Origin of the sequence: Kocuria sp. LUK (assembly GCF_021012935.1) — a bacterium.
Taxonomy (GTDB): domain Bacteria; phylum Actinomycetota; class Actinomycetes; order Actinomycetales; family Micrococcaceae; genus Kocuria; species Kocuria flava.
On the sequence record NZ_JAJMZI010000005.1, the window covers coordinates 80,408 to 105,893 of the forward strand.

The following is a 25,486-nucleotide window of genomic DNA, read 5'->3' on the forward strand; positions in this document are numbered from 1 at the left end:
ACGCGCGGGCGCCGGGCCCGTCCGGGCCCGGACGCGGCGAGGGGCCGCGGCGGGCACGGGGCGTCCCGTGCCCTCCGCGGCCCCTCGGGGCGGGACGGGCGGCTCAGCGGGCCGCGGTGCCCTCGACGTAGTCGGCGTCGGGCGAGGTCCAGGCGAAGAGCTTGCGCAGCTCGCGGCCGGTGACCTCGATCGGGTGCTGCTCCTCCTTCTCGCGCAGCTTCCGGAACTCGGGCGCCCCGGCGTCCTGGTCCTCGATGAAGCGCTTGGCGAAGGTGCCGTCCTGGATGTCGGCCAGCACGGCCTTCATGTTCTCCTTCACGGCCGGGCTGATCACGCGGGGGCCGGAGACGTAGTCGCCGTACTCGGCGGTGTCGGAGATGGACCAGCGCTGCTTGGCGATCCCGCCCTCGACCATGAGGTCGACGATGAGCTTGAGCTCGTGCAGCACCTCGAAGTAGGCGATCTCCGGCTGGTAGCCCGCCTCGACGAGGGTCTCGAAGCCGTACTGGACCAGGTGGGACATGCCGCCGCACAGCACGGCCTGCTCGCCGAAGAGGTCGGACTCGGTCTCCTCGGTGAAGGTGGTCCTGATGACGCCGGCGCGGGTGCCGCCGATGGCCTTGGCGTAGGACAGGCCGAGGGCGAGGGCCTGGCCGGAGGCGTCCTTCTCCACGGCGACGAGCGCGGGCACGGCCCGGCCGGCCTCGAACTCGCGGCGCACGGTGTGGCCCGGGCCCTTGGGGGCGACCATGACGACGTCGACGCCCTCGGGGGCCTCGATGTAGCCGTAGCGGATGTTGAAGCCGTGGGCGAAGAAGATCGCGTCGCCGTCCTTGAGGTTCGGGGCGATCGACTCGGCGTAGACGTGGCGCTGGACCTGGTCGGGGGTGAGGATCATGACGACGTCGGACTCCTCGACGGCCTCCGCGACCGTGAGCACGCGCAGGCCCTCGGCCTCGGCCTTGGCGCGCGACGTCGAGCCCTCGGCCAGGCCGATGCGCACGTCCACGCCGGAGTCGCGCAGGTTCAGCGCGTGGGCGTGGCCCTGCGAGCCGTAGCCGATGACGGCCACGGAGCGGTCCTGGATGATCGACAGGTCGGCGTCGTCGTCGTAGAAGATCTCTGCCATGGGGTTGTCTCCTTGGAGCAGGTGGGCGCGGCGGGTCCTCCGCCGCGGGTGGGGTGGGAACGTGCGGTCCGGCGCCCGCGCCGACCGCGGGGCGGTCAGTGGCGCAGGGCGCGGTCGCTCATCGACTTCGGTCCGCGTCCGAGGGCCAGCGTACCGGCCCGGACGATCTCCCGGACCCCGAAGGGCTCCAGGACGTCCAGCAGCGCGCGGAGCTTGTCGGGGGCGCCGGTGGCCTCGATGACGAGCGACTCGGTGGAGACGTCGACAACGGTGGCACGGAACAGGTCTGCGGCCTGGTTGACCTGCAGCCGGGTCGCGGCGTCGGCGCGCACCTTGACCATGATGTGGTCGCGCTGCACCGAGGACTCGGGGGTGAGCTCGACGATCTTGATGACGTTGATCAGCTTGTTCAGCTGCTTGGTCACCTGCTCGAGCAGCTCGCCCTCGGCGTCCACCACCACGGTGATGCGGGAGACGCCGTCGAGCTCGGTGGGGCCCACGGCGAGCGAGTCGATGTTGAAGGCGCGCCGGGCGAACAGGCCCGCGACGCGGGTCAGCACGCCGGGCTTGTCCTCGACCAGCACGGAGAGGGTGTGTCGGCTCACGGGTCAGTCCTCCTCGTCCCAGTCGGGAGTCATGTTGCGGGCGATCTGGATCTGGCTGTTGGACACGCCGGCGGGCACCATGGGCCACACCATCGCGTCGGCGGAGACCACGAAGTCGATCACCACGGGGCGGTCGTCGATCTCGAGGGCACGGCGGATGACGTCGTCGACGTCCTCGTCGCGCTCGCAGCGCAGGGCGGCGCAGCCGTAGGCCTCGGCGAGCTTGACGAAGTCGGGCACGCGCACGGTGTCGTGGCCCGTGTTGAGGTCGGTGTTCGAGTACCGGCCGTCGTAGAACAGGGTCTGCCACTGGCGGACCATGCCCAGCGAGGAGTTGTTGATCACCGCCACCTTGATGGGGATCCGGTTGATCACGCAGGTGGCGAGCTCCTGGTTGGTCATCTGGAAGCAGCCGTCGCCGTCGATGGCCCACACCACGCGGTCGGGCTGGGAGACCTTGGCGCCCATCGCGGCCGGCACGGCGAAGCCCATCGTGCCCAGGCCGGCGGAGTTCAGCCACTGGCGGGGCCGCTCGTAGTCCACGAAGTGGGCGCTCCACATCTGGTGCTGGCCCACCCCGGCCACGTACACGGCCTCGGGGCCGGTGAGCGCGGAGAGCCGCTCGATGACGTGCTGCGGGGAGCCGAGGCCGTCGGCGGGCCGGGTGTGGCCCAGGGGGTAGGTGGCCTGCAGGCTGCTGAGGGTGCTCCACCAGGCGGAGAGGTCCGGGGTCCCGGCACGCTCGGTCTCCTGGCGCACGGCCTCGACCAGGTCGGGGATGATCTCCTTGACGTCGCCCACGATCGGGACGTCGGCGGTGCGGTTCTTGGAGATCTCGGCCGGGTCGATGTCCGCGTGGATCACCTTGGCGGTCGGTGCGAAGGTCGGCAGGTGCCCGGTGACGCGGTCGTCGAAGCGGGCGCCGAGGGTCACGAGCAGGTCGGCCTGCTGCAGGGCGTAGACGGCCGGGACCGTGCCGTGCATCCCGGGCATGCCCAGGTGCTGCTCGTGGGACTCGGGGAAGACGCCGAGGGCGGTCAGCGTGGTCACGACCGGGGCGCCCGTGAGCTCGGCGAGCTCCTTGAGCTCGGCGGCGGCCTCGGCGCGCACGGTCCCGCCGCCCACGTAGAGCACGGGCCGCTGCGCCGCGGCGATGAGCCGGGCGGCCTCGCGGACCTGCTTGGCGTGCCCGCGGGTGACGGGCCGGTAGCCGGGCAGCTCCATGCGCGGGGGCCAGGAGAACGTCATGGTGTCCTGCTGGGCGTCCTTGGCGATGTCCACGAGCACCGGGCCGGGCCGGCCGGTGGAGGCCAGGTGGAACGCCTCGGCGAGCACGCGCGGGATGTCCTGGGCGCGGGTCACGAGGTAGGAGTGCTTGGTGATCGGCATCGTCATGCCGACGATGTCCGCCTCCTGGAAGGCGTCCGAGCCGATGACCTTGGAGGAGACCTGCCCGGTGATGGCCACCACGGGGATCGAGTCCATGTGGGCGTCGGCGATGGCGGTCACGAGGTTCGTCGCCCCCGGGCCGGAGGTTGCGATGCACACGCCCACCCGGCCGGAGGCCAGGGCGTAGCCCTCGGCGGCGTGGCCGGCGCCCTGCTCGTGCCGGACCAGGATGTGGTTGATCCGCTCCGTGTCCATCAGGGGGTCGTAGGTCGGCAGGATCGCCCCGCCCGGGATGCCGAAGACGTCGGTGACGCCCAGCTCCTCGAGGGCGCGGACGACGGCCTGCGAGCCGGTCATCTCCACGGGCGCCACGGTGTTGCCCGGCCCCATGACGGACGGGGCGGCGGGGACGGCCGGCTCCGGGGCCCCGGGGGGCCGGTGGTCCGCGGCGGTCTCCGCGCGCTTGGTGGCCATCAGCGCCGGGCTGATCGGCTGTCCCTTGCTCATGTCAGCAGTCCTTCGTGTTCTCGGCGGTTCCGTCCCGGCTCCGGCACCTGGGTCCCGGAGCGGTCGGGCAGGAAAAAGGGCCCTCGCTGCACCGGGGGTGCGACGGGGCCCGTGCGCTCGGCCGTGCGCCGGCTCAGGCCCCGCGTCCGACGAGGACGCGTACCGTGAGCTGGACGACACCGTGGCTGAGCTGCATGGTCCCATGCTCCGCGGCGCGGACGGGCGTGTCAATTGCCGGACGCCCCGTCCCAGGATGTGAGACGGGCCACCCGGCATGCGGCCACCGCGGGCCCGCCCCCGCCGGGACGGGCCCCGGGTGGACAGCCGCGGCGGGCGTGCGTAGAGTGGTCTCTCGTTGCGCAGGCAGCGGCGGTCACGGCCGCCCGGCACGGCACCCGCCCGGATTTCGGTCCGGGACCGGGGCGTGCTAGTCTTCTTGCCGCACGAGAGAGCGCCTCTAGCTCAATTGGCAGAGCAATTGACTCTTAATCAATGGGTTCTGGGTTCGAGTCCCAGGGGGCGCACCCGCCGGACGGGCCCCTCACCGAGATCGGTGAGGGGCCCGTCGTCGTCGTGCCCGCAGCCGGCCGAGCCCCCGGCCCGGCCCCGAGCAGGGCCCCGCTGCAGCCAGGATCCCGCTCCGCCCCGGGGGTCGCCCGGACCCGGACGGGAGGGCCGTCGCCGCGCAGCCCCCGACCGACCCGGGGCGCAGAAGAACCCGGGACGCCTGTGGCGCCCCGGGCTGCCCTTCGGGACCGCGGAGGTCCCCCACCACGCCGCCGGCCCGCCCCGGCCCCGCCCGCGGGGCGGCCACGGGGCGGCGGGCCGCGCTCAGGAGGCCGGGTCGGCCGCGGCCCCGCGGACCTCCTCGGGGGTCGTCGCGTCGGGCGAGCCGGCGTCGGTGACGGTCCCGTCCGGCTGCACGCGCAGCTTCCAGCGGGCCCCGCCCAGCGTCGTGATGATGTCGGCGAGCGTGCGCCGCAGGTCCTCGTCGGTCAGCAGGCCGTCGCCCACGAGCTCGTCCTCGAGCTGGGTGGCGGCCTCCAGGACCCGCTGGCCCTCGGGGGTGATGGACACGAGGTGGCTGCGCCGGTCGCGCACGTTCTTCGAGCGCGTCACGTGCCCGTGCAGCTCGAGGCGGTGGAGCGTCTTGCCCATGGTCTGGGCCTGGACGCGCACGCGGTGGGCCAGCTGGGCCTGGGTCATGCTCCCCGCCGTCCGCAGGACGTCGAGGGCCATGACCCCGGCGTGCGTGACGCCGAGGGAGGCCAGCCGCTCGTTCCACGCGTGCTCCACGAGCCGGGCCGCGGTGGAGAGCAGTCGGTTGGTCGGCCATTGAGTGGTGAAAGGCATGGCCAGCAGTCTACCGATTCATCAGTCGCAAATCAGCACCCTGCTAAGCAACCTTAGGATTGTTTCACCGCCCGTGAACGCCCCGGCCCCGCCGACCCGGGCTCCCGGGCGGGCCGTCCGGCCCGCGTCCCGGGGCGCGGGCGGACCTCCCCCGCTCCCCCGCCGCGGCGCACCGGAGGAGGGGCGCCGGGGCCGCCCCGGGGCGCCCGCGGTGGGCGCGCCGGGGCAGCCGCGGGGCCGGTAGGGTGCGGAGCACGACCCGTTGCGCGGCGCCGCACGCCGCCCGAGACCCCGCGGAGGACCCCCTTGGCAGCACGCCTCGAACCCGGCCGGCCGGCCCCCGACTTCACCCTGCCCGACGCCACGGGCAGGCCCGTCTCGCTGGCCGAGCACCACGGCCGGCGCACCATCGTCTACTTCTACCCGCGCGCCTCCACCCCGGGGTGCACCACCCAGGCCTGCGACTTCCGCGACAGCCTCGCCCGCTTCACCGCCGAGGGCTTCGCGGTGCTCGGCGTGTCGCCGGACGCCCCCGAGGCCCTGGCCCGCTTCGCCGAGGAGCAGTCCCTGGACTTCCCGCTGCTCTCCGACCCCGACCACGCCGTGGCCGAGGCCTGGGGGGCGTGGGGGGAGAAGAAGAACTACGGGAAGACCTACGAGGGGCTCATCCGCTCCACGGTCGTGGTCGGTCCCGACGGCACCGTCGAGCTCGCCCAGTACAACGTGCGCGCCACCGGCCACGTCGCGAAGCTGCGCCGGGACCTCGGCCTCCAGCCCTGAGCCGGGCACGGGCGCTAGGATGACGGGGGCCCGCCGGGGCCCCGGCGCGAGTGGTGGAACTGGCAGACACGCAGGATTTAGGTTCCTGTGCCCTGACCGGCGTGCGGGTTCGAGTCCCGCCTCGCGCACCACCGCCGCGGGCCCGCCGGGCCCGCGGCGCCCGGCACCGTCCCACCACCGAGTTCCCGCGAGGCGGCGAAGCACCCGATGATCCCCTGGCGTTCCCCCCGCGGCCCGGCCGCCCTGCTCCTCGTCGCGGCGCTGGGCACGCTCGCGGGCTGCGCCGGGGCGGAGGAGCCCGACGACGCGGCCGCCGTCCCCGAGCGCCGCTTCGTCTTCGCCAACGCCGCCGCCGCCCCCACGCTGGACCCCGCCCTGCCGAGCACCCTGGAGACCTCGCGGATCGCCGCCCAGGTCCTCGAGGGGCTCGTGGGGGCCGACCCGTCCACCGGCGAACCGGTGCCCGCGCTGGCGACCTCGTGGGAGGTCTCCGAGGACGGGCGCAGCTACGTCTTCGAGCTGCGCCGGGACGTGCGCTTCCACGACGGCACCGTGCTCGACGCCGCTGCCGTGTGCGCCAACTTCGAGCGGTGGGCCGGCCTGGGCGCCGGGGCCGGGCGCACGACCTTCGACACGGTCTTCCGCACCAACACCCCCGGCACGGACCCGGTGTACGAGGGCTGCACCGCGGAGGACCCCGGCACCGTGGCCCTGGACCTGGCCCGGCGGCACACCCCGACGCTGCGGGCGCTGACCCAGCCCGCCTTCGGCATCGCCTCCCCCGCGGCCCTGGCCGCGGGCACCCAGGGCACCCACCCGGTGGGCACGGGACCGTTCCGCTACGAGTCCGGGGACGGGCGGCACCTGGTGCTGCGCGCGCACGACGGGTACTGGGGCGAGCTCGGCGAGATCGGCACGCTCGAGTTCCGCACCGTCCCCGAGGCGCAGCTGCGCTACGTGGCCCTGCGGCGGGGAGAGGTCGACGGCTACGACCAGGTCGGGCTGGAGTCCTTCGTCCCCCTCGCCCGCCACGGGATCCAGGTGCTGCAGCGCGACCCCTACTCGGTCTCCTACCTCGGCATCAACCAGGCCGTCCCGCCGCTCGACGACCCGCAGGTGCGCACCGCGCTCGCGGCCGCCGTGGACCGGTCGATGATCGTGCGCGAGCACTACCCCGACGGCACCCGGGTGGCCGACGACTTCCTCCCGGCCCGCTTCGCCATGGACGGCACCGAGGCCGCCCTGCCCGCCTACGACCCGCAGCGGGCCCGGGAGCTGCTGGCCGAGTCCGGCTACGACGGCGAGCCGCTGCGGTTCTACTACCCGCGCGAGACCTCCCGGCCCTACATGCAGGAGCCGGAGAAGGTCTACGCCGACATCGCCGCGCAGCTGGTGCGGGCCGGGTTCACGGTCGAGCCCGTTCCCGTGGCGTGGTCGGACGGCTACGTCGAGAAGGTCCAGAACCCCGACGGCGACCACGCCCTGCACCTGCTGGGCTGGAACGGCGGGCACCGCGACCCCGACTACTTCATGGCCCCGCTCTTCGGCGCCGCCCACGGCGAGTTCGGCCTGGACCGGCCCTCCCTGTTCGCCGCCGTGGACGACGCCGCGGCGATGCCCGACGGCGAGGCCCGGGCCCGCGCCTACGCCCGGCTCAACGACCGCGTGACGCGGCTGCTGCCGGCCGTCCCCCTGGCCCACCCGGTCTCCGCCGTGGCCGTGGCCGGCTCGGTGGCCTCGTTCCCGCTGACCTCCACGGGCTACGAGGAGTTCAACGACGTGCGCCTGCACCCGGCGGGCCCCGACGGCACCGGGAGCGCCTCCCCGGCGGAGCCGGCCGGGGACGGCGGCTGAGCGCCCCCGGGCGGCGGGCGGCGCGCATTCGGGAATCGTCCGGGCCGGGCGCTAGGGTGAGTGCCGACCACCACCGGCGCACCGCGGCGCCGGTCGTTCAACGGGAGCAACGAACTGTGACTTCACCTCAGACCACGGAATCGACCGACGTCCTGCTCATCGGCGGCGGGATCATGAGCGCCACCCTCGGCGTGTTCCTCAAGGAGCTCGAGCCGGAGTGGGACATCACCCTGCTGGAGCGCCTCGACCAGGTCGGCGCCGAGAGCTCGAACGTGTGGAACAACGCCGGCACCGGTCACTCCGCCCTGTGCGAGCTCAACTACGCCCCGCAGGCCGCCGACGGCTCGGTGGACCCGGCCAAGGCCCTGAGCATCAACGAGCAGTTCCAGGTCTCCCGCCAGTTCTGGGCCACCCTCGTCTCCGAGGGCAAGCTGCAGGACCCGCGCACCTTCCTCAACCCCGTCCCGCACATGTCGCTCGTCTTCGGCGACGACCACGCCGAGTACCTGCGCCGCCGCCACGAGGCGTTCAAGCCGCACAAGCTCTTCGAGCGCATGGAGTTCACCGAGGACCGCGAGCGCATCGCCGAGTGGGCGCCGCTGACCATGCACGGCCGCGGCGCCGGCCGCGTGGCCGCCTCGTGGTCCCCCGAGGGCACGGACGTGGACTTCGGCGAGCTCACCCGCCAGCAGGTCGCCCACCTGGTCTCCCGCGGCGGGCAGGTCCGGTACGGGCAGCAGGTCGTGGACCTCGACCGCCAGGGCGACGGCACCTGGATCGCTCGGGTGCGCAACCGGCTCAACAAGGAGGACGACCGCCTGGTGCGGGCCCGGTTCGTCTTCGTGGGCGCCGGCGGCGGCGCCCTGCCGCTGCTGCAGAAGTCGGGCATCCCCGAGGTCCGCGGCTTCGGCGGCTTCCCCGTCTCCGGGCTGTGGCTGCGCAACACCGACGAGGCGGTGGCCTCCCAGCACAACGCCAAGGTCTACGGGCAGGCCTCCGTGGGCGCCCCGCCCATGTCCGTCCCGCACCTGGACACCCGCTTCGAGCACGGCCGCCGGGCCCTGCTCTTCGGCCCCTACGGCGGGTTCAAGCCGAACTTCCTCAAGCAGGGCTCGTTCCTGGACCTGCCCCGCTCCGTGAAGGCCCACAACCTCTACCCCATGACCCGGGCGGGCCTGGCCAACCTCGACCTCGTCAAGTACCTGCTGAGCGAGCTCGCGAAGTCCAAGAACGACCGCGTCGAGGCGCTGCAGCAGTTCTACCCCACCGCCGACGGCTCCCAGTGGGAGCTCGTGGAGGCCGGCCAGCGCGTGCAGGTGATGAAGCGCGACCCGAAGAAGGGCGGGGTGCTGCAGTTCGGCACCGAGCTGATCACCGCCGCCGACGGCTCCATCGCCGGCCTGCTGGGGGCCTCCCCCGGCGCCTCGACGGCCGTGCCGATCATGCTCAACCTGCTCGCCAAGGCCTTCCCGGCGCGCATGCCCGGCTGGGAGACCCGCCTCAAGGAGCTCGTGCCCTCCTACGGGGTCAAGCTCGACGAGAACCCGCAGCTGGCCGACGAGGTCACGGGCCACACCGCCCGGGTGCTCGGCATCGGCTGACCGCCCCGCCCCGCCGCGCCCGCGGCGGGTGCCCGACGGGGCCCGGGCCGCGCGGTCCGGGCCCCGTCGTCGTCCCCGGGAGCCTCCCCGGCCGCGGGGCTGTCGGGGCGGAGCGCTACGCTGGGACGCGTCCGCGCCCGGTCCCGCACCGGGCGCCCTGCCTGCCGCCGAGGAGCCCGCGTGTTCCAGCTCGCCCGCACGTCCATGGCCAACCGCGCCCTGATCGTGCTCATCACGCTGTTCGTCGCCCTCTTCGGGGTGCTCAGCCTGCGGTCCATGAAGCAGGAGCTGATCCCCTCCCTCGAGATCCCCGCGATCAGCGTGGTGGCCGCCATGCCCGGCGCCTCCGCCGAGGTCGTCGACGAGCAGGTGGGCCGCCCGCTCGAGCGCGCCCTGAGCATCGTCGAGGGGCTGGAGAGCTCGAGCTCGACCTCCCGCGGCGGGCTCTCGAGCCTCCGGCTCGGCTTCGAGTACGGCACCGACCTGGACCGGGCCCGCAACCAGGTCGAGCGGGCCATCGCCAACGTCCGGCCGCAGCTGCCCGAGGACGTCGAGCCGACCGCGTTCGCCGGGTCCGTCGCGGACCTGCCGATCGTCTACCTCGCCGTCGCCTCCGACGAGGGCCTCAGCGCCCTGGGCGCCGACCTCGAGCGGCTCACCGTCCCGGACCTGCAGGAGATCGAGGGCGTGCGCTCGGCGGAGGTCAGCGGCGCCCCGGAGCAGGTCGTCTCGATCCTGCCGGACCCGGCCGCGCTGGCCCGCGCCGGCGCCGGGCCCGCGGACATCCGCACCGCCCTCGAGGAGAGCGGCGGGCTGGTGCCGGTGGGCACGGTCGAGGACGGTCGCACGAGCGTCCCCGTACAGGCCGGCTCGCCCCTGGACTCCCTCGATGCGGTGGCGGCGGTGCCGCTGCCGCGCTCGCCGGAGGCCCCGCAGGACGCCGCCCCGGCGACCGTCGGCGCGGTGGCCGAGGTCCGCCTCGAGGACCGCGAGGCGACCTCGATCACCCGCACCAACGGCGCCCCCACCCTCGCGATCTCCGTGACCAAGACCCCGGACGGGGACACGGTGACGATCTCCCGCGCGGTGCGGGAGATGATCCCGCGGCTGGAGGAGCAGCTCGGGGCGGGCGCGCGAATCACCGTGGTCTTCGACCAGGCGCCCTACATCGAGCAGTCCATCCACGACCTGACGGTCGAGGGCCTGCTCGGCCTGGGCTTCGCCGTGCTCGTCATCCTGGTCTTCCTCGCGTCGCTGCGCTCGACCCTCGTCACCGCCGTGTCGATCCCCCTGTCCCTGCTCGCGACGTTCATCGGGATCGGTGCGCTGGGCTACTCCCTCAACCTGCTGACCCTCGCCGCGATCACCCTGTCGGTCGGGCGCGTCGTGGACGACTCGATCGTGGTGATCGAGAACATCAAGCGCCACTACGGCCTCGTGGACCTCACGGCCGGGGCCGGGGCGAAGCGGGCGGCGATCCTGACCGCGGTGCGGGAGGTCGCCGGGGCGATCACCGCCTCGACGCTGATCACCGTGGCCGTGTTCGTCCCCATCGCGTTCGTGGGCGACGTCACCGGGGAGCTCTTCCGCCCGTTCGCCCTGACCACGACCATCGCGCTGCTGTCCTCCCTCGTCGTCTCCCTGACGATCGTGCCCGTGCTCGCCTACTGGTTCCTGCGCGACCCCCGGCTGGCCCGCCGCCGCGCCGTCCCCCGACCCGCCCCCTGGGCCGGGAGCACGGCCGAGGCCCCCACCCGCCTGGCCCGCGGCTACCTGCCGGTGCTGCGGGCCACCCAGCGCCGGCCGTGGGCCACGCTCGCGGTCTCCGTGCTGCTGCTGGCCGGCACCGCGGCCCTGCTCCCGGTGCTGCCCACCAACCTCCTCGGCGACACCGGCCAGAACACCATGACGGTCGACCAGGACCTGCCCGCCGGTACGGCGCTGGAGGTCACCTCCGAGCAGGCCGCCCGCGCCGAGCAGGTGCTCGCGGACACGGCGGGGATCGAGGACGTCCAGGTCACGATGGGCACCGGCGGCGGGCTCTCCGCCTTCCTGCCCGGCGGCGGCCCGAACTCCGCCACGTACTCGATCACCACCGACGCCGAGCGCGACCAGGAGCAGCTGCGCCGCACCGTGGGCGAGCGGCTGGCGGCCCTCGAGGGCGCCGGGGAGTTCACCGTGCGCGGGGCCCAGGGCTTCACGAGCAGCGACGTGGAGATCGAGGTCACGGCGCCCGACCGCGCGGGCCTCGAGGCCGCCGACCGGGCCGTGGTCGAGGCCGTGCAGGGCGTGGACGCCGCCGCCCAGGTCTCCTCCAACCTGGCCGCGACCCAGCCCACCGTGGTCGTCACCGTCGACCGCGCGGCCGCCGCCGCGCGCGGGCTGAGCGAGGAGCAGGTCACCGGCGCGCTGGCCGGCACCGTCAACCCCCTGCCCGCCGGTTCGGTCGAGCTGGACGCGGACACCGTGCCCGTGACCGTCGGGGAGGGCCGCGACGTCGAGGACGTGGCAGAGCTGCGGCGCCTGCCCGTGCCCGCCGGCGGCGGCGCCGTCCCGCTCGAGGAGGTGGCCGACGTCGAGGAGGTCCTCTCCGTGGAGGAGATCACCTCGAGCGGCGACCGGCGCACCGCCACCGTGTCCGTCACCCCCGCCGGCGACGACCTCGGCGCGACGAGCGCCGCCGTGGCGGAGGCCCTCGCCGGCGCGCGGCTGCCCGAGGGGGCCGCCGCGGAGCTCGGCGGGGCCGCCTCCGAGCAGGAGACCACGTTCCGCCAGCTCGGCCTGGCCGTGCTCGCCGCCGTCGCCATCGTCTACGTGGTGCTCGTGGCCGCGTTCAAGTCGCTGGTCCAGCCCCTGATCCTGCTCGTGTCCATCCCCTTCGCGGCCACCGGCGCCGTCCTGGCGCTGCTGGCCACCGGGGTGCCCCTGGGCCTGGCCTCGCTCGTGGGCGTGCTCATGCTCGTGGGCATCGTGGTGACCAACGCGGTCGTGCTCATCGACCTCATCAACCGGTACCGCGGCCCGGAGCACGGGATGGGCCTCGAGGAGGCGATCGAGAAGGGCGCCGCCCGGCGCCTGCGCCCGATCGTGATGACCGCCCTGGCGACCGTCCTGGCCATGATCCCCATGGCGCTCGGGCTCACCGGCCGGGGCAGCTTCATCTCCCAGCCCCTCGCCGTCGTCGTGATCGGCGGGCTCGTCTCCTCGACGCTGCTGACCCTCGTGCTCGTGCCCGTGCTCTACCGCCTCGTGGAGGCCGGCAAGCAGCGCCGGGCCGCCCGCCGCGAGGAGCGCATCACCCGGCTGGCCGCCGCCCGGCAGGGCCGCTGAGCCCCCGCACACCGCGCCGGTCCGGCGCCGCCGTCGGGGGTCGCCCCGTCCGGCGCCGCCGTCGGGGCCTCCGGTCCGGGCCGGGGCGCAGGAGGGAAGGCCGGCGCTCCGTGCGCTCTTTCGTGGACGTGACCACCGTCCCCCCCGGCCGGCCCGCGGCCCCCGCGGCGGTGTCGCTCCTGGTCACCCCGGGATCCGGCCCCCGGTGCCCGCCGGGCACCGGCGCACGGGCCGGGAGGGGCCCCCGAAGGGGGGACACCGGGGGCGAACACGTCCATGAAACGCACCCGTAGCATGTGAGTGTGCCCCGCAGAGAGACAGATCGAGTGCAGATCAGCGCCGACGCCTGGGAGGCCCTCTACAGGGCCCAGGTGGCGGTGATGCGGCGTCTGCAGCGACACCCCGAGTTCGCGGAGCTCTCCGCCCGCGAGTACGACGTGCTCTTCAACCTCTCCCGCGCCGACGAGGCGGGGATGCGGCTGAACGAGCTCAACGAGTACGTGCTGCTCACCCAGTCGAGCCTCAGCCGCATGCTGGAGCGGCTCGAGCTCAAGGGCCTCGTGCACCGCTGGCAGGACCCGCAGGACCTGCGCGGGCTGCGGATCCGGCTCACCGACCGCGGCCGGGCGATGCAGGGCCAGATCGCCGAGCAGTTCCGCCGGCACGTCCACGAGCTGATGTCCGCCGGCCTCGACGCCGACGAGCTGAAGATCCTCACCCGACTGGCCGACCGGCTCCGCGAGGCCGTCGGCGAGCTCTGAGCCGCCCGGCCCGCACGGGGCCGCTCCCCCGCCGCCCGGTGGTCGTCCCGGGCCGGCGTCCCCGGCCGGCGCATTCCATCAGTACACTGATGCCTGAGAGTTCGCCCGCACGTTCCCCCCGGCGGCGCCGGCCGCACCCGGCCCGCCGGCCGACCCGAAGGACGACCGATGAGCCAGGACACCGACCAGGACACCCGCTCCAAGGAGCGCACCGCACCGCACCCGGAGAGCGACCGCAAGCCCGACAGCATCACGGAGATCAGCAAGCCCTCGTGGGGGTACGTGCTCAAGCGCTCCGTCGCGGAGTTCTCGAAGGACGACTGCACCGACCTCGCGGCGTCGCTGACCTACTTCGCCGTCCTCTCCCTCTTCCCGGCGCTGCTCGCCCTCGTGTCCCTGCTGGGCGTCTTCGGCCAGGGCGAGGCGACCGCGCAGGCCATCACCGACTTCCTCGACCAGTACGCCCCCGCCGAGCTGGTGACCCTCCTCGAGGGGCCGATCGCCAACCTCACCACGAGCACCGGCGCCGGGCTCGCCCTGTTCACGGGCATCCTCGGTGCGCTGTGGACGGCCTCCGGCTACACGGGCGCCTTCGGCCGGGCCATGAACCGCATCTACGAGGTCGAGGAGGGCCGGCCGATCTGGAAGCTGCGGCCCATGAACGTGCTCGTGACCCTGATGCTGGTCGTCATCGTCGCCCTGATCATGGTCATGGTCGTCGTCTCTGGCGACCTCGCCCGCATCGTCGGGGACCTCATCGGCCTCGGCAGCACCGCGGTGACCGTGTGGAACATCGCCAAGTGGCCCGTCGTCGTCGCCCTGGCCGTCGTGCTCATCGCCGTCCTGTACTACTTCACGCCCAACGTCCAGCAGCCCAAGTTCCGCTGGATCAGCCTCGGCTCGATCATCGCGCTCGTCGTGATGGCCGTGGCCGGCCTCGGCTTCGCCTGGTACGTCAGCAACTTCGCCTCCTACAACGCCACCTACGGCATCATCGGCTCGGTGATCGTGCTGCTGCTCGGGCTGTGGATCATGAACAACGTGCTGCTGCTCGGGGCGGAGATCGACGCCGAGCTCGAGCGCGGCCGGGAGCTGCAGGGCGGGCTGCGCGCCGAGGAGTCCATCCAGCTCCCGCCGCGCGACACCCGCCAGATCGACAAGCTGGAGGAGAGGACCGAGAAGCTCGTCGACCAGGGCCGGAAGCTGCGCCTGCGCCACGAGCACCTGGACTACTCCGGCGGCGGGGACGACCACGACGACGCCCGGGCGGACCGCACCTCCTGAGCCCGGCGCCCCGCGTGGAGCTGCTCGAGCTCGGCGAGGGCGGCGGCGGCCGGCCCGTGGTCCTCGTCCACGGCCTCGCCGCCGCCGCGCGTGCGGGCTGGGCGCGCACCGGCTGGGTGCGGGAGCTGGAGCGGGCCGGCCTGCGGCCCCTGGGCCCCGACCTGCCCGGCCACGGCGCCGCCCCCGGCCCCGTCCCCGGCACCACGCGCTCGGGGCTCGTGGCCGAGCTGGTCCGCCTCGTGGAGCCGCTCGCCCGCGCGCAGGGCGCACCGGTGCCCCTCGCCGGCTACTCCCTGGGCGCCCAGCTCGTCTGGGCGGCGGCCGCCGCCTCCCCCGCGGTCGGCCCGCTCGTGCTCGGCGGCCTGGGCGTGCGCGACCGCCTGCCGGCGCTCGCCGACGCCCTCCGGGCCCCTCCGCCCGGCCGGGGCGGACCCGCGGACACCCCCGCGGCGGCCGGTCCCGGGCGTGCCGCCGTCCCCGAGCACGCGCCCGGGCGTGCGGGCGGGCCGGCGCACGCCCCGGACTCCGCCGCCGCCCTGGCCGCCCTCCTGCTGCACACGGCCCCCGACCCCTCCGCCGCCTCCCGGTGGGCGGCGCTGGCCGGGGCCGTGGGCGCCGAGCCCTTCGACCCGGCCGCCGCCGTGCCGCCGCAGCCGGCGCTGCTGCTGGCCGGTGGGACCGACCCGTGGGCGGACCCGCAGGCCCTGGCGCGGCTGCGCCGCACGAGCGGGGCCCCCACCGAGGTGCTCCTCGTGCCGGGGCGCGGGCACGTGGACGTCCTCACGGCCGGGGCGGCCCGCCGCGCGGCCGCGGCCTTCTTCGCCCGCGGCCCCGGCTCCTGAGCACCGCCCGCCGCGCCGCCCGCCCGGCCGGGCCCGGGGCGCCCTGCGGGCATGCCTAGACTGGCCCCGGAGCCGGGCCCGCGGGCCGGGCACGGCCGCCGGCCCACCGGCGGCCGCCACCGAAGAAGCTCAACGGAAGGGGTTTCCCGTGCACGAGGTCAGAGCCGTCGTCGTGAAGGCGAAGAACGAACCGGCCGTGGTCGAGACGATCCTGGTCCCCGACCCGGGGCCCGGGGAGGCCCTGGTCGACGTCATCACCTGCGGGGTGTGCCAGACCGACCACCACTACCAGGTCGGTGCCGTGGGCGACGACTTCCCGTTCCTGCTCGGCCACGAGGCCACCGGGGTCGTCTCCGCCGTCGGCGAGGGGGTGACCGACCTCGCCCCCGGCGACACCGTGATCCTGAACTGGCGGGCGGTGTGCGGGCAGTGCCGGGCCTGCCGCAAGGGCGAGCCCTGGTACTGCTTCGACACCCACAATGCCACCCAGAAGATGACCCTCGAGGACGGCACCGAGCTGACCCCCGCCCTGGGCATCGGCGCCTTCGCCGAGAAGACCCTGGTGGCCGCCGGGCAGTGCACGAAGATCGAGGCCGAGCTGGCCCCGGAGCAGTACGCGGCCGTGGGCCTGCTCGGCTGCGGGGTCATGGCCGGCATCGGCGCGGTCCTCAACACCGGGGCCCTCCGGCGCGGGGAGTCCGTGGCCGTGATCGGCTGCGGCGGGGTCGGCACCGCCGCCGTGGCCGGGGCCGCCCTGGCCGGGGCCACCACGATCGTCGCCGTGGACCTCGACGACGACAAGCTCGCCACCGCCCGGCGGTTCGGCGCCACCCACACCGTCAACTCGAAGGACACCGACCCGGTGGCCGCGATCCGCGAGCTCACCGGCGGGCACGGCGCCGACGTCGTGGTCGACGCGGTGGGGATCGCCCCCACCTTCGCCCAGGCCTTCGAGGCCCGCGACCTGGCCGGGCGCCTGGTCCTGGTCGGGGTCCCGGCCCCGGGCACCACCTGGGAGGCCCCGCTGGACCAGGTCTTCGGCCGCGGCGGGGCCATCAAGTCCGCCTGGTACGGCGACACCCTGCCCTCGCGGGACTTCCCCATGCTCGTGGACCAGTACCGGCTGGGCCGGCTGGACCTCGACGGCTTCGTCTCCGAGCGGATCGGGCTCGAGGACGTCGAGCCCGCCTTCGCGAAGATGCTCGCCGGGAAGGTCCTGCGCTCCGTCGTCGAGATCGCCCCCGCCCCCGGCGCCGCGTCCACGGGGGCCGCCCGATGAGCGCCGAGCCGCTGCGCGGCGGCGACGGCGGGCGGGTGCGCGTGGAGCACCTGGTCACCTCCGGGACGTTCTCCCTGGACGGGGGCACCTGGGAGGTCGACAACAACGTCTGGCTGATCGGCGACGACGAGCAGGTCGTGGTCGTCGACCCCGCCCACGACCCGGCCGCGGTCGTGGAGGCCGTGGGCGGGCGGGAGGTCACCGCGATCCTGCTCACCCACGCCCACGACGACCACATCCGCGCCGTGCGCGAGGTCGCCGGCCAGGTCGGCGCCCCGGTGCACCTGCACCCGGCCGACACCGTGCTGTGGCAGCAGGTCTACCCCGAGACCGGCTTCGACCGCGAGCTCGCCGACGGGCAGCGGATCCAGGCCGCCGGCACGGCCCTGACCGTGCTGCACACCCCCGGCCACTCCCCCGGCTCGGTGTGCTTCTGGGCCGCGGACCTGGGCGAGCACGGGATCCTGTTCTCCGGGGACACCCTCTTCGCCGGCGGGCCCGGGGCCACGGGCCGGTCCTACAGCGACTTCCCCACAATCATCGACTCGATCCGGGAGAAGCTGCTGGTGCTGCCCGAGGGCGCCGAGGTGCTCACGGGCCACGGGGAGACCACCACGATCGGGGCCGAGGCCCCGCACCTGCAGGAGTGGATCGACCGCGGCCACTGAGCCGCCGGCACCACCGCGGCGACGCCCCCCGAGGGAGCCGGCCCACCCGGTCGCCTCGGGGGCGTCGCCGTGTCCCGCGCGCTGCCGGCCGGGTCCGGTCAGCGCCCCGCCCCGGGGGCGGTGCGCTGCCACCGGTGCACGTAGCGCAGGGCGGCGGCGAGCACGACCGAGGCGGAGAGCACGGGCCACAGGGCGGCCGTGCGGTAGCCCCACTGCTCCCCCGACCAGGCCGAGAGCACGAGTCCGGCGGCGATCCCCACGCTCATCGCCGAGGTCGTCACCGTCGTGAGCACCGTGGCCCGCGGCCGCTGCGCGGCCCGGTCCGCGATGCCGTGGACGGCCACGAGGACGGGGCCGACCGTCGGCCCCACCAGGGCGAGCACGAGCACCATCCCGGCGGCGTCGTCCGGGACGGAGAGCAGCATCGCGGCCAGCACGGAGGCCGCGGCGGTGACCACCCACCGGTTGCGCAGCCGTCCCGCGCCCACCGGCGCGGAGGCCAGCACGGCCGCCGCCGCCGAGGTCAGCCCCGCGACCGCGTACAGCCAGCTCACGGACACGACGGCGTCCACCGAGGACGCGAAGACGACGACGGCGCCCAGCACCGACCCCACCAGCGCGCCCAGGCCCACCGCCCCCACGACGGGCAGCAGCCGCAGCTCGCTCTGCCGGCGGCGGCGCTGCCGCGCGGCGTGCGTCGGTGCGGGCGGTGTGCCCGGGGCCCACGGGACCAGGACGGGCGGCAGCCGCGCGGAGGGGTGCATCAGCAGCACCGCGACGGAGACCACGGTGAGCGCCGCGGCCACGGCCAGCACCGCGGCCGGGCCCAGGCGCTCCGCGAGCAGCCCCGCGAGCCCGGCGGCCAGGACCGTGCCCACGGCGTCCATCACGCTCTCGTGCCGCTGGGATGGCTCCAGCAGGTCCCCCCGGTCGGAGCCCGCCAGGAGGGACTGCCAGCGCAGCCGGCACACCACCCCCATCTGGGGCAGCACGAGGCCGGTGAGCAGGCACGCCGGGAGGAGCGCGGCCGGCTCCGCGCCCTGGGCGTCCAGCACGCGCAGCAGCCACCAGACCGCGAGGGGGTTGAGCACCCCGACCAGCAGCAGCCCGGGCCAGCGCCGCCGCCAGGTCGCCGCCGCCCCCATGGCCAGCCCGCACAGGGCCGAGCCGACCGTCACGGCCGCGGCGCACAGCGCGCCCAGCGCCGGGGATCCGGAGGCCAGCGCGACCGTGGTGAGCACGCCCAGCGGGACCATGGTCTGGGGCAGGCGCACGAGCAGGGTCAGCACCGGGTACAGGGCGCCGCCGGCAGCGGCCAGCCGCCGGGAGTCGGCGAGCGGGCTGCGGGCGGCGGTGGAGAGCCGCCCGAGCAGCTGGGGCGCGGACGTGCTGGGCACGGGCCTCCTCCGGGTCCTCGGGTGGGGTGGGACGCGGTACCCAGGGTAGACCGCGCCGGCGGCCGGGCCCGTCACGATGCGACGCACGGGCGGGCGCGGGGGGGGTGCGGCGCCCGCCCGGCGGCGCTGGCGCGGACGCGGCCTAGACTGGCGGCATGTCCGCACCTCTGCTGCAGCCCGACGCCGGCCCGGACCCGATGCACCCCGGCTACGCCGACTCCGTGCGCGCCGCCCTGCTCGGCGGAGCCCTCGGCGATGCCCTCGGCGCCGCGGTCCGCCCGGCGGCCCCCGCCGGGAGCGCCGACGACGCCGGGCAGCTGCGGATCTCCTCCACCACCCAGCTGACCCTGGGCACCCTCGACGGCCTGCTGGAGGTGCTCGAGTGGGCCGCCGACGGCCTCGCGGCCGACGGCACGGCCTGCCTGTGGCTGTCCTACCTGCGCTGGCTGCGCGGCCAGGACGGGGCCCTTCCCGCCGAGGCACCGCAGCCGCCGGCCCGGCCCCTCGAGGACCACCCGGTGCTCCTGGAGCGCCGGGACACGGCCACCACGGCCCTGGCCGCGCTGCGCACGGGGCGGATGGGCGAGGTGCGCCGGCCCGTGCTGCCCGGGGCCGGGGACGCGGGCAGCGTGCCCCGCTCGGCGCCGCTCGGTCTGCTGCCCCACGTGGGGTGGCGCACGCTGGCGCAGCTGGCCGTCGACGGCGCCGCGCTCACCCACGGCGAAGCGGAGGAGCAGTCCGCGGCCGCCGTCCACGCGTTCGCGGTCCAGGCCGCCGTGCGCGCCCGGCAGGAGGGCCTCGCCCGCCCGGTCGCCGCCGCGGTGGAGGCCGCCCGGACCACGGCCGGGCACCTGACCCGCCCGGCGGGCACGACCCGCCGCCTGCTCGACGAGGCGGTGGCCACCGCGGCCGGTTCCCCGCCCGGGGACGGCGACGCGGCCCCGGCCGTGCTGGCGGCCGGGCTGCGGGCGGCCCTGGACGCGGAGCGTCGGGCGGACGGACCGCAGGACGCGTGGCGCCGGGCCGTGGCCGCCGCGTCGCGCACCGGCGCCCCGTCCGCGGCGGGCGCGGTGGCCGGGACGGTCCTCGCGGCCGCGCACGGCACGGCCGCGCTGCCCCCGGACCTGCTCGCCCGGCTCGACGCCCGGGAGGCCGTCGAGGACCTCGCCGGCCGCTGGCTCAGGACCGTGGGAGCGGCTCCAGCCGCCTGACGGCCAGCCCGGCCCCCGACAGCGCCTCGGCCACCGTGACCGCCCCGGCCCGGCGGACCAGGTCCACGACGACCCCCGCGCAGGCCCGGGCGTCCTCGAGGGCGTCGTGGTGACGGCCCAGCGGGACCCCCGCGGCCTCGGCCGCCCGGGGCAGGGCGTAGGAGGTCAGCTCGTAGCCCCGCCGGGCCAGGGCCAGGCTGCACGCGTAGGACAGCGGCGCGTGCGGGGTGCCCGTCTCGGCGCACGCGGCCCGGATCACGCCCATGTCGAAGCGGGCGTTGTGGGCCACGAGCAGCTCCGCCGGGTCCTCCGCGAGGATCCACGCCTCGATCCGCGGCCACAGCTGCTCGAAGCGGGGGTGCCCGGCGACGGTGCGGGCGGTGATCCCGTGCACGCGCACGTTGCCGGGGTCGAACCCGTCGCGGGTCCGGGGCGGGCGCATGTACGCGGAGCGCTCCTCGACGACGACCCCGCCGCGCACCCGGACCAGGCCCACCGCGCACGGGGAGCCGGGGAACCGGTTGGCGGTCTCGAAGTCGATCGCGGTGAAGGACGGTCCGCCCGCGGTGCGGGCGGGCGCGGCGGCGGGGGCGGTCGTGGGGGAAGGCACCGCACCAGCCTACTGGGCCCGCCTCAGGCGGAGGGCACGCGCAGGTTCGCCTCGATCCAGTCGTCGGCCCGGGCCACGGCCTGGTTGACCTGGGCGGTGTCGAGGTCGTGGTGCAGGGCGTAGGCGACCGCCTGCAGCGGGAAGGTGCGGGCGTGCAGGCGAGCGCGCTCGTAGACGCCCTCGGACACGGCCGCGCGCAGGGCGTCCCACCCGTACCACAGCCCCAGCGAGGCGGCGTCGTGGGCCGGGTCGTAGAGGCACGCGTGGTCCCAGTCGATCACGCCCGTCAGCTCGGTCCCGTTCCAGAGCATGTTGTGGCCCATGAGGTCCCCGTGCACCAGCGTGGGGGCCACGGTCGGCAGGGCCGCCAGCTCGGCGACGGCGTGCCGGGCCGCGTCCCGGTTGCGGGGCAGCAGCCGCGGGATCACCTCGTCCAGGAGCACGTGCCGGCGCCGGTGCCCGCCCCAGTGCTGGCCGGGGCGGTCGAGGTGGCGGGCGAAGCCGGAGGCGTCCACCCCGGCGAGCTCGGTGAGCACCCGGTGCAGGACGGCGGGGTCCACGTGCCCCGGCGGGTGGGGCACCCCGGGCACCCAGGTCAGGCCCACACCGGTGTACCCGTCGGAGCGCACCACCCCGGTGAGCGGGCGGGGCGTGGCGAACGAGAACCGCGGCAGGCGCCGCAGCACCTCGGTGCGCCGCTCGACGTGGGCGCACGAGGTGGGGTTCTTGGCGATCCGCACCGAGATCACGTGCCCGACGTTGACGACCACGTGGGCGGAGCCGCCCGCGTGCACCTCCCAGTCCCCGCGGTCGGCGGTGATCCCCGCCTCCGCCAGGACGGCCTCGACCGCTCGGGCGAACGGCAGGTGCTGGAGGGAGGACCAGGGCATCGGGATCGTCTCGGCTCGGGGCTCAGTCGGGGTCCGCGGCGGCGCGCGGCACGGGGTCGAGGACCGCCAGCAGGTGGGGCAGCAGCGCCCGCAGGGCCCGCCCGCGGTGGCTGATGGCGTTCTTCTCGGCCTGCTCGAGCTGGGCGAGGGAGCGCTGCTCCCCCTCGGGGCGCAGCACCGGGTCGTAGCCGAAGCCGTGCTCGCCCACGGGCTCGCGCAGCAGGGTGCCGCGCAGCTCGCCCCGCTCGACGTGCTCGTGACCGTCCGGGGTCGCGAGCGCCGCCGCGCAGACGAACCCGGCCCCGCGGTGGGCGTCGGGCACGTCGGCGAGCTGGTCCAGCAGCAGCCGCAGGTTCGCGGCGTCGTCGCCGTGGCCGCCCGCCCAGCGGGCGGAGAAGATCCCGGGCGCCCCGCCCAGGACGTCCACGGCGAGCCCGGAGTCGTCGGCCACGGCAACCAGCCCGGAGGCGGCGGCCGCGGAGCGGGCCTTGAGCAGGGCGTTGGCCTCGAAGCTGACCCCGTCCTCGACCACGTCGGGGGCCCCCACGGCCGCGGCGTCGACCACGAGCCGCTCGACGTCGGCGCCGGGCAGCGCCTCGGCGAGCAGGGCCCGCAGCTCGGCGAGCTTTCCGGGGTTGCGGGTGGCCAGCACCACACGGGCGCCGTCGGGCTCAGGCACCGCCGGCCTCCCGGAGGGTGCGCTGCTGGATCTGGGTGAGCTCGGCGCACCCCGCGAGCGCCAGGTCGAGCAGGGCGTCGAGCTCGGCGCGGTCGAACGGGGCGCCCTCGGCGGTGCCCTGCACCTCGACGAAGTCGCCGGAGCCGGTGACGACCACGTTCATGTCGGTCTCGGCGCGCACGTCCTCCACGTAGGGCAGGTCCAGCATCGGCACGCCGTCGATGATCCCGACCGACACGGCCGCGACGGTGTCGGTCAGCGGGCGGGCCCGGCGGGCCACGAGCCCCTCGGCCTGCGCCCAGCCCACGGCCTCGGCGAGAGCCACGTAGGCGCCGGTGATCGCCGCGGTGCGGGTCCCGCCGTCGGCCTGGAGGACGTCGCAGTCCAGCACCACGGTGTTCTCGCCCAGGGCGGTGAGGTCGATCACGGAGCGCAGGGAGCGGCCGATGAGCCGGGAGATCTCGTGGGTGCGCCCGCCGATCCGGCCCTTGACGGACTCGCGGGCCGAGCGGGTGGAGGTGGCGCGCGGGAGCATGGCGTACTCGGCGGTCACCCAGCCGCGGCCCTCGCCCTTGAGCCAGCGCGGGACGCCCTCGGTCACGGAGGCGGTGCACAGCACCCGGGTGCTGCCGAACTCGATGAGCGCGGAGCCCTCCGCCTGCTGGGACCAGCCGCGGGTGATCGTGATGGGGCGCAGCTGGTCGGGGGTGCGGCCGTCGGCCCTGGCCGTCCCGGGGGTCGTGGGCTCCGGCGCGGCGGACTCGGCGGGGTTCTGCATGCCCCCCACCTTACCCCGCACCCTGCCCGGCGGCGCCCGCCGCTGCGGCCCCGCCGGCGCGTCCGGTGCGGGGCGGGGTGCGGCGGACGACGCGGTAGGTGTAGGCGGGCTCGGCCACCCCGATCGGCCCGGCGAAGACGGCCTCGGCCTCCTCGACGGCGCGGGTCGGCGAGTTCCACACCGGCAGGTGCGTCAGCAGCAGCTTCCGGGCCCCGGCGTCCCGGGCGGCCTCCCCCGCACGGCGGCCCGTGAGGTGGATGCCGCGCAGGGCGTCGTCGCGGCCCTCGTGGTAGGCGGCCTCGCACAGGAAGACGTCGGCGTCGCGCGCCGCCCGCACGAGCCCCTCGCACGCGTCGGTGTCCCCGGAGTAGGCCAGGGTGCTCGGGCCCATGACCCCGTCGTAGTCGATGCGCAGGGCGTAGGGCTCGGGGGTCGGGTGCTCCACGAGGTAGGGGGTCACGGTGAACGGCCCGATCCGCACGGGCCGCTCGGGCCGCCAGGCGTGGAAGTCGAACTCGCCGTGCATGCCGGGGTCGGCCGGCAGGCCGTGGGTGGAGGCCAGGTACCGGTCGGCGCCCTCGGGGGCCCACAGCGGGATCCGGGGGGCGTCCCACCCGCGCGGGTCCCACTTGACGGCCACGTGCAGGCCGGCGAGGTCGATGCAGTGGTCCGGGTGCAGGTGGCTGACGAGCACGGCGTCGATCTGGTGCAGGTCGATGTGGCGCTGCAGGACCCCGAGGGCGCCGTTGCCCATGTCCAGCAGCACCCGCCAGATCCGGCCCCCGGCGTCCTCGCCGCTGACCAGGTAGCAGGACGCCGGCGAGTCCGGGCCGGCGAAGGAGCCGGTGCAGCCGATGATCGTCAGTTTCATGGGCGGGGTGCCTTCCAGGGGACCGGTGGGAGGGCGGCGGCTGCCGCCGGGGGCTCAGGGGCGGTGCGGGCCGGCGGCCATCTCCGGGGTGATCCGGGCCAGGGAGCCGGTGGGGTACTGCTCGGCCACGGAGCTGGTGTGCCGCACCCGGGCGACCTCGGGCCCCAGGAACCGGCGGGCCAGGACCTCGAAGGCCTCGGCGTCGCCCGTGGCGAGGAACTCGTGCTCGGCGGGCAGCCCGGGCTCGCGCTCGAGGCCGTGGCCCACGAGCGCCCGGTAGACGTCCTTGGCGGTCTCCTCGGCGCTGGAGACGAGGGTGACCGCGTCCCCCATCACGTAGGAGATCACGCCGGTCAGCAGCGGGTAGTGGGTGCAGCCGAGCACGAGGGTGTCCACCTCCGCGTCCCGCAGCGGGTCGAGGTAGCCCTGGGCGGTGGCCAGCAGCTCGGGGCCGGTCGTCACCCCGGCCTCGACGTAGTCGACGAACGCGGGGCAGGCCACGGAGTGCAGCCGCAGGTGGGGGGCCGCGGCGAAGGTGTCGTCGTAGGCGCGGGAGCCGACGGTGGCCTCCGTCCCGATCACCCCGATCCGCCCGTTGCGGGTGGAGGCCACGGCCCGGCGCACGGCGGGCTGGATCACCTCCACGACCGGGATCCCGTAGACGCGCGTGTAGCGCTCGCGGGCGTCGCGCAGCACGGCGGCCGAGGCGGTGTTGCAGGCGATGACGAGCAGCTTCACCCCGGAGTCGACGAGCTCGTCCATGATCCGCAGCGCGTGGGCGCGCACCTCCGCCAGGGGCAGGGGGCCGTACGGGCCGTGGGCGGTGTCCCCCACGTAGACGATCCGCTCGTGGGGCAGCTGGTCGATGATGGCGCGGGCGACGGTCAGCCCGCCGACGCCCGAGTCGAACACTCCGATGGGCGAGCCCGGGTTGGGCCCGGCCGCGGTGGGGGCGCCGGCCCCCGAGACGTCGTCATCCTGCATATCGACAAGAGGGTAGTCCCGCCCGGACCCCCGGCCCAAACCCCGCGGCGCACCGGCGGGCGTGATGCCGGTCACCGCGCGGCGGATCCGGCGCGGCCCCCCGCGTCGGCGCTGGTCGGGAGGGGGTCACTCGCGCGGCAGCTCCTGGAGCAGGGCCTGGACGAGGGTCTCCTGCAGCCACGAGACGAAGTTGTACAGCAGCGACATGTACGTCTCGACGTCCTCGACCGCCGACCAGTCGTCGTGCGCGCCGATCCGCTCGGCGTCGGCCTCGCTGCGGATCCCGAGCCGGTCGGCGAGGACCAGGCGGACGTCGTTGAGGGCCCGCCCGAAGGCCCCGGCCTGCTCGGGGTCCAGCCGCACCGGTTCCGCCTCGAGGGCGAGCGCCGCCTGGCGCAGCGCACCGATCTTGGCCTCGCGCAGCCCGCGCTCGGTGTAGCGGCGGAACTCCGCGGCCCGCTCGGGCTCGGTGCTGGCGTCGGGCAGCAGCCGGCGGACGGCGGGGTCCTCGGGGGCCGAGGCGTCCGCGGAGACCCCGAGCATGCGCTCGAGGGGGTCCTGCGGGTGCTCGTCGGGGGCCAGCGCCTCGGCGACGTCGGCGAAGAGCTTGCCGAGCACCTGCTTCTCGGCCGGCTCGAGGCGCGCGGTGATGCCCCGGCGGGTCGCGCGGAAGCCCTGGGCCAT

22 protein-coding genes and 2 tRNA genes are annotated in these 25,486 nt (G+C 75.6%); 12 read left to right on the forward strand and 12 right to left on the reverse strand.

The window, feature by feature from the left end; all coding sequences use genetic code 11:
- Positions 1 to 103 precede the first annotated feature (103 nt).
- The 3 genes from ilvC to LQU92_RS10360 form a co-directional block, all read right to left on the reverse strand.
- Complete coding sequence (gene ilvC / locus LQU92_RS10350; protein WP_058859133.1) at positions 104 to 1,129, reverse strand: ketol-acid reductoisomerase; 1,026 nt, start codon at positions 1,127 to 1,129, stop codon at positions 104 to 106.
- Positions 1,130 to 1,224: 95 nt separating this feature from the next.
- Positions 1,225 to 1,734 carry an acetolactate synthase small subunit gene (gene ilvN, locus LQU92_RS10355; RefSeq protein ID WP_058859134.1) on the reverse strand — a complete coding sequence of 170 codons (510 nt, stop codon included), beginning with the start codon at positions 1,732 to 1,734 and terminating at the stop codon, positions 1,225 to 1,227.
- 3 nt (positions 1,735 to 1,737) lie between these two features.
- A complete protein-coding gene (locus LQU92_RS10360; RefSeq protein WP_230780509.1) occupies positions 1,738 to 3,630 on the reverse strand; it encodes an acetolactate synthase large subunit in 1,893 nt (630 codons plus the stop codon).
- A 451-nt stretch (positions 3,631 to 4,081) separates the two neighbouring features.
- Between LQU92_RS10360 and LQU92_RS10365 the strand changes: the two genes are divergently transcribed.
- Positions 4,082 to 4,154: transfer RNA gene (locus LQU92_RS10365), tRNA-Lys, on the forward strand.
- A 307-nt stretch (positions 4,155 to 4,461) separates the two neighbouring features.
- Here LQU92_RS10365 and LQU92_RS10370 read toward each other — a convergent pair.
- On the reverse strand, positions 4,462 to 4,983 hold the full coding sequence (locus tag LQU92_RS10370) for a MarR family winged helix-turn-helix transcriptional regulator (RefSeq protein WP_101852095.1): 522 nt from the start codon (positions 4,981 to 4,983) through the stop codon (positions 4,462 to 4,464).
- A gap of 306 nt (positions 4,984 to 5,289) precedes the next feature.
- On the opposite strand from LQU92_RS10370, the gene bcp reads away from it, so the two are divergent.
- From bcp to LQU92_RS10420, 10 genes are all read left to right on the forward strand, one after another.
- Entirely contained in the window at positions 5,290 to 5,763 is a 474-nt protein-coding gene (gene bcp, locus LQU92_RS10375; protein ID WP_058859137.1) for a thioredoxin-dependent thiol peroxidase, read from the forward strand.
- A 44-nt stretch (positions 5,764 to 5,807) separates the two neighbouring features.
- Positions 5,808 to 5,894, forward strand: a tRNA-Leu gene (locus LQU92_RS10380).
- Positions 5,895 to 5,970: 76 nt separating this feature from the next.
- Positions 5,971 to 7,617, forward strand: coding sequence for an ABC transporter substrate-binding protein (locus LQU92_RS10385; protein ID WP_230780511.1), 1,647 nt, complete (start codon positions 5,971 to 5,973; stop codon positions 7,615 to 7,617).
- 116 nt (positions 7,618 to 7,733) lie between these two features.
- Positions 7,734 to 9,218, forward strand: coding sequence for a malate:quinone oxidoreductase (locus LQU92_RS10390; RefSeq protein WP_230780514.1), 1,485 nt, complete (start codon positions 7,734 to 7,736; stop codon positions 9,216 to 9,218).
- A gap of 180 nt (positions 9,219 to 9,398) precedes the next feature.
- Positions 9,399 to 12,548 (forward strand): efflux RND transporter permease subunit, encoded by a 3,150-nt coding sequence (locus tag LQU92_RS10395; protein WP_230780516.1) that lies wholly within the window; start codon positions 9,399 to 9,401, stop codon positions 12,546 to 12,548.
- A 326-nt stretch (positions 12,549 to 12,874) separates the two neighbouring features.
- Entirely contained in the window at positions 12,875 to 13,309 is a 435-nt protein-coding gene (locus LQU92_RS10400) for a MarR family winged helix-turn-helix transcriptional regulator (RefSeq protein WP_058859139.1), read from the forward strand.
- Between the two features lie 168 nt (positions 13,310 to 13,477).
- Complete coding sequence (locus LQU92_RS10405; protein ID WP_230780519.1) at positions 13,478 to 14,593, forward strand: YihY/virulence factor BrkB family protein; 1,116 nt, start codon at positions 13,478 to 13,480, stop codon at positions 14,591 to 14,593.
- A 14-nt stretch (positions 14,594 to 14,607) separates the two neighbouring features.
- Positions 14,608 to 15,435, forward strand: a complete 828-nt coding sequence (locus LQU92_RS10410; RefSeq protein WP_230780522.1) for an alpha/beta fold hydrolase — start codon at positions 14,608 to 14,610, stop codon at positions 15,433 to 15,435.
- 148 nt (positions 15,436 to 15,583) lie between these two features.
- Positions 15,584 to 16,714, forward strand: a complete 1,131-nt coding sequence (locus LQU92_RS10415; protein ID WP_230780526.1) for an S-(hydroxymethyl)mycothiol dehydrogenase — start codon at positions 15,584 to 15,586, stop codon at positions 16,712 to 16,714.
- Positions 16,711 to 17,382 carry an MBL fold metallo-hydrolase gene (locus LQU92_RS10420; RefSeq protein WP_230780529.1) on the forward strand — a complete coding sequence of 224 codons (672 nt, stop codon included), beginning with the start codon at positions 16,711 to 16,713 and terminating at the stop codon, positions 17,380 to 17,382. Before LQU92_RS10415 ends, LQU92_RS10420 begins: the two co-directional genes overlap by 4 nt.
- Before the next feature lie 98 nt (positions 17,383 to 17,480).
- Here the strand turns inward: LQU92_RS10420 and LQU92_RS10425 are convergent, their stop codons facing one another.
- The gene (locus LQU92_RS10425) at positions 17,481 to 18,779 is read right to left on the reverse strand and encodes a hypothetical protein (RefSeq protein ID WP_230780530.1); all 1,299 of its coding nucleotides are present in this window, start codon (positions 18,777 to 18,779) and stop codon (positions 17,481 to 17,483) included.
- A gap of 155 nt (positions 18,780 to 18,934) precedes the next feature.
- Here LQU92_RS10425 and LQU92_RS10430 point away from each other — a divergent pair, with 155 nt between their 5' ends.
- Positions 18,935 to 19,990, forward strand: a complete 1,056-nt coding sequence (locus tag LQU92_RS10430) for an ADP-ribosylglycohydrolase family protein (RefSeq protein ID WP_305067878.1) — start codon at positions 18,935 to 18,937, stop codon at positions 19,988 to 19,990.
- Here the strand turns inward: LQU92_RS10430 and LQU92_RS15165 are convergent.
- The 7 genes from LQU92_RS15165 to LQU92_RS10465 form a co-directional block, all read right to left on the reverse strand.
- Complete coding sequence (locus LQU92_RS15165; protein WP_308071617.1) at positions 19,959 to 20,600, reverse strand: exonuclease domain-containing protein; 642 nt, start codon at positions 20,598 to 20,600, stop codon at positions 19,959 to 19,961. The two genes, LQU92_RS10430 and LQU92_RS15165, sit on opposite strands and share 32 nt — an antisense overlap.
- 23 nt (positions 20,601 to 20,623) lie before the next feature.
- Positions 20,624 to 21,490 carry a phosphotransferase family protein gene (locus LQU92_RS10440; RefSeq protein ID WP_230780533.1) on the reverse strand — a complete coding sequence of 289 codons (867 nt, stop codon included), beginning with the start codon at positions 21,488 to 21,490 and terminating at the stop codon, positions 20,624 to 20,626.
- Between the two features lie 22 nt (positions 21,491 to 21,512).
- Positions 21,513 to 22,169, reverse strand: coding sequence for an RdgB/HAM1 family non-canonical purine NTP pyrophosphatase (gene rdgB, locus LQU92_RS10445; protein ID WP_230780536.1), 657 nt, complete (start codon positions 22,167 to 22,169; stop codon positions 21,513 to 21,515).
- Positions 22,162 to 22,947, reverse strand: a complete 786-nt coding sequence (gene rph / locus LQU92_RS10450) for a ribonuclease PH (RefSeq protein ID WP_230780539.1) — start codon at positions 22,945 to 22,947, stop codon at positions 22,162 to 22,164. The genes rdgB and rph overlap by 8 nt, the downstream gene beginning before the upstream one ends.
- Positions 22,948 to 22,957: 10 nt before the next feature.
- Positions 22,958 to 23,818, reverse strand: coding sequence for an MBL fold metallo-hydrolase (locus LQU92_RS10455; RefSeq protein WP_230780542.1), 861 nt, complete (start codon positions 23,816 to 23,818; stop codon positions 22,958 to 22,960).
- A 54-nt stretch (positions 23,819 to 23,872) separates the two neighbouring features.
- Complete coding sequence (gene murI, locus LQU92_RS10460; protein WP_101852080.1) at positions 23,873 to 24,802, reverse strand: glutamate racemase; 930 nt, start codon at positions 24,800 to 24,802, stop codon at positions 23,873 to 23,875.
- A gap of 126 nt (positions 24,803 to 24,928) precedes the next feature.
- Complete coding sequence (locus LQU92_RS10465; RefSeq protein WP_058859151.1) at positions 24,929 to 25,486, reverse strand: DUF2017 domain-containing protein; 558 nt, start codon at positions 25,484 to 25,486, stop codon at positions 24,929 to 24,931.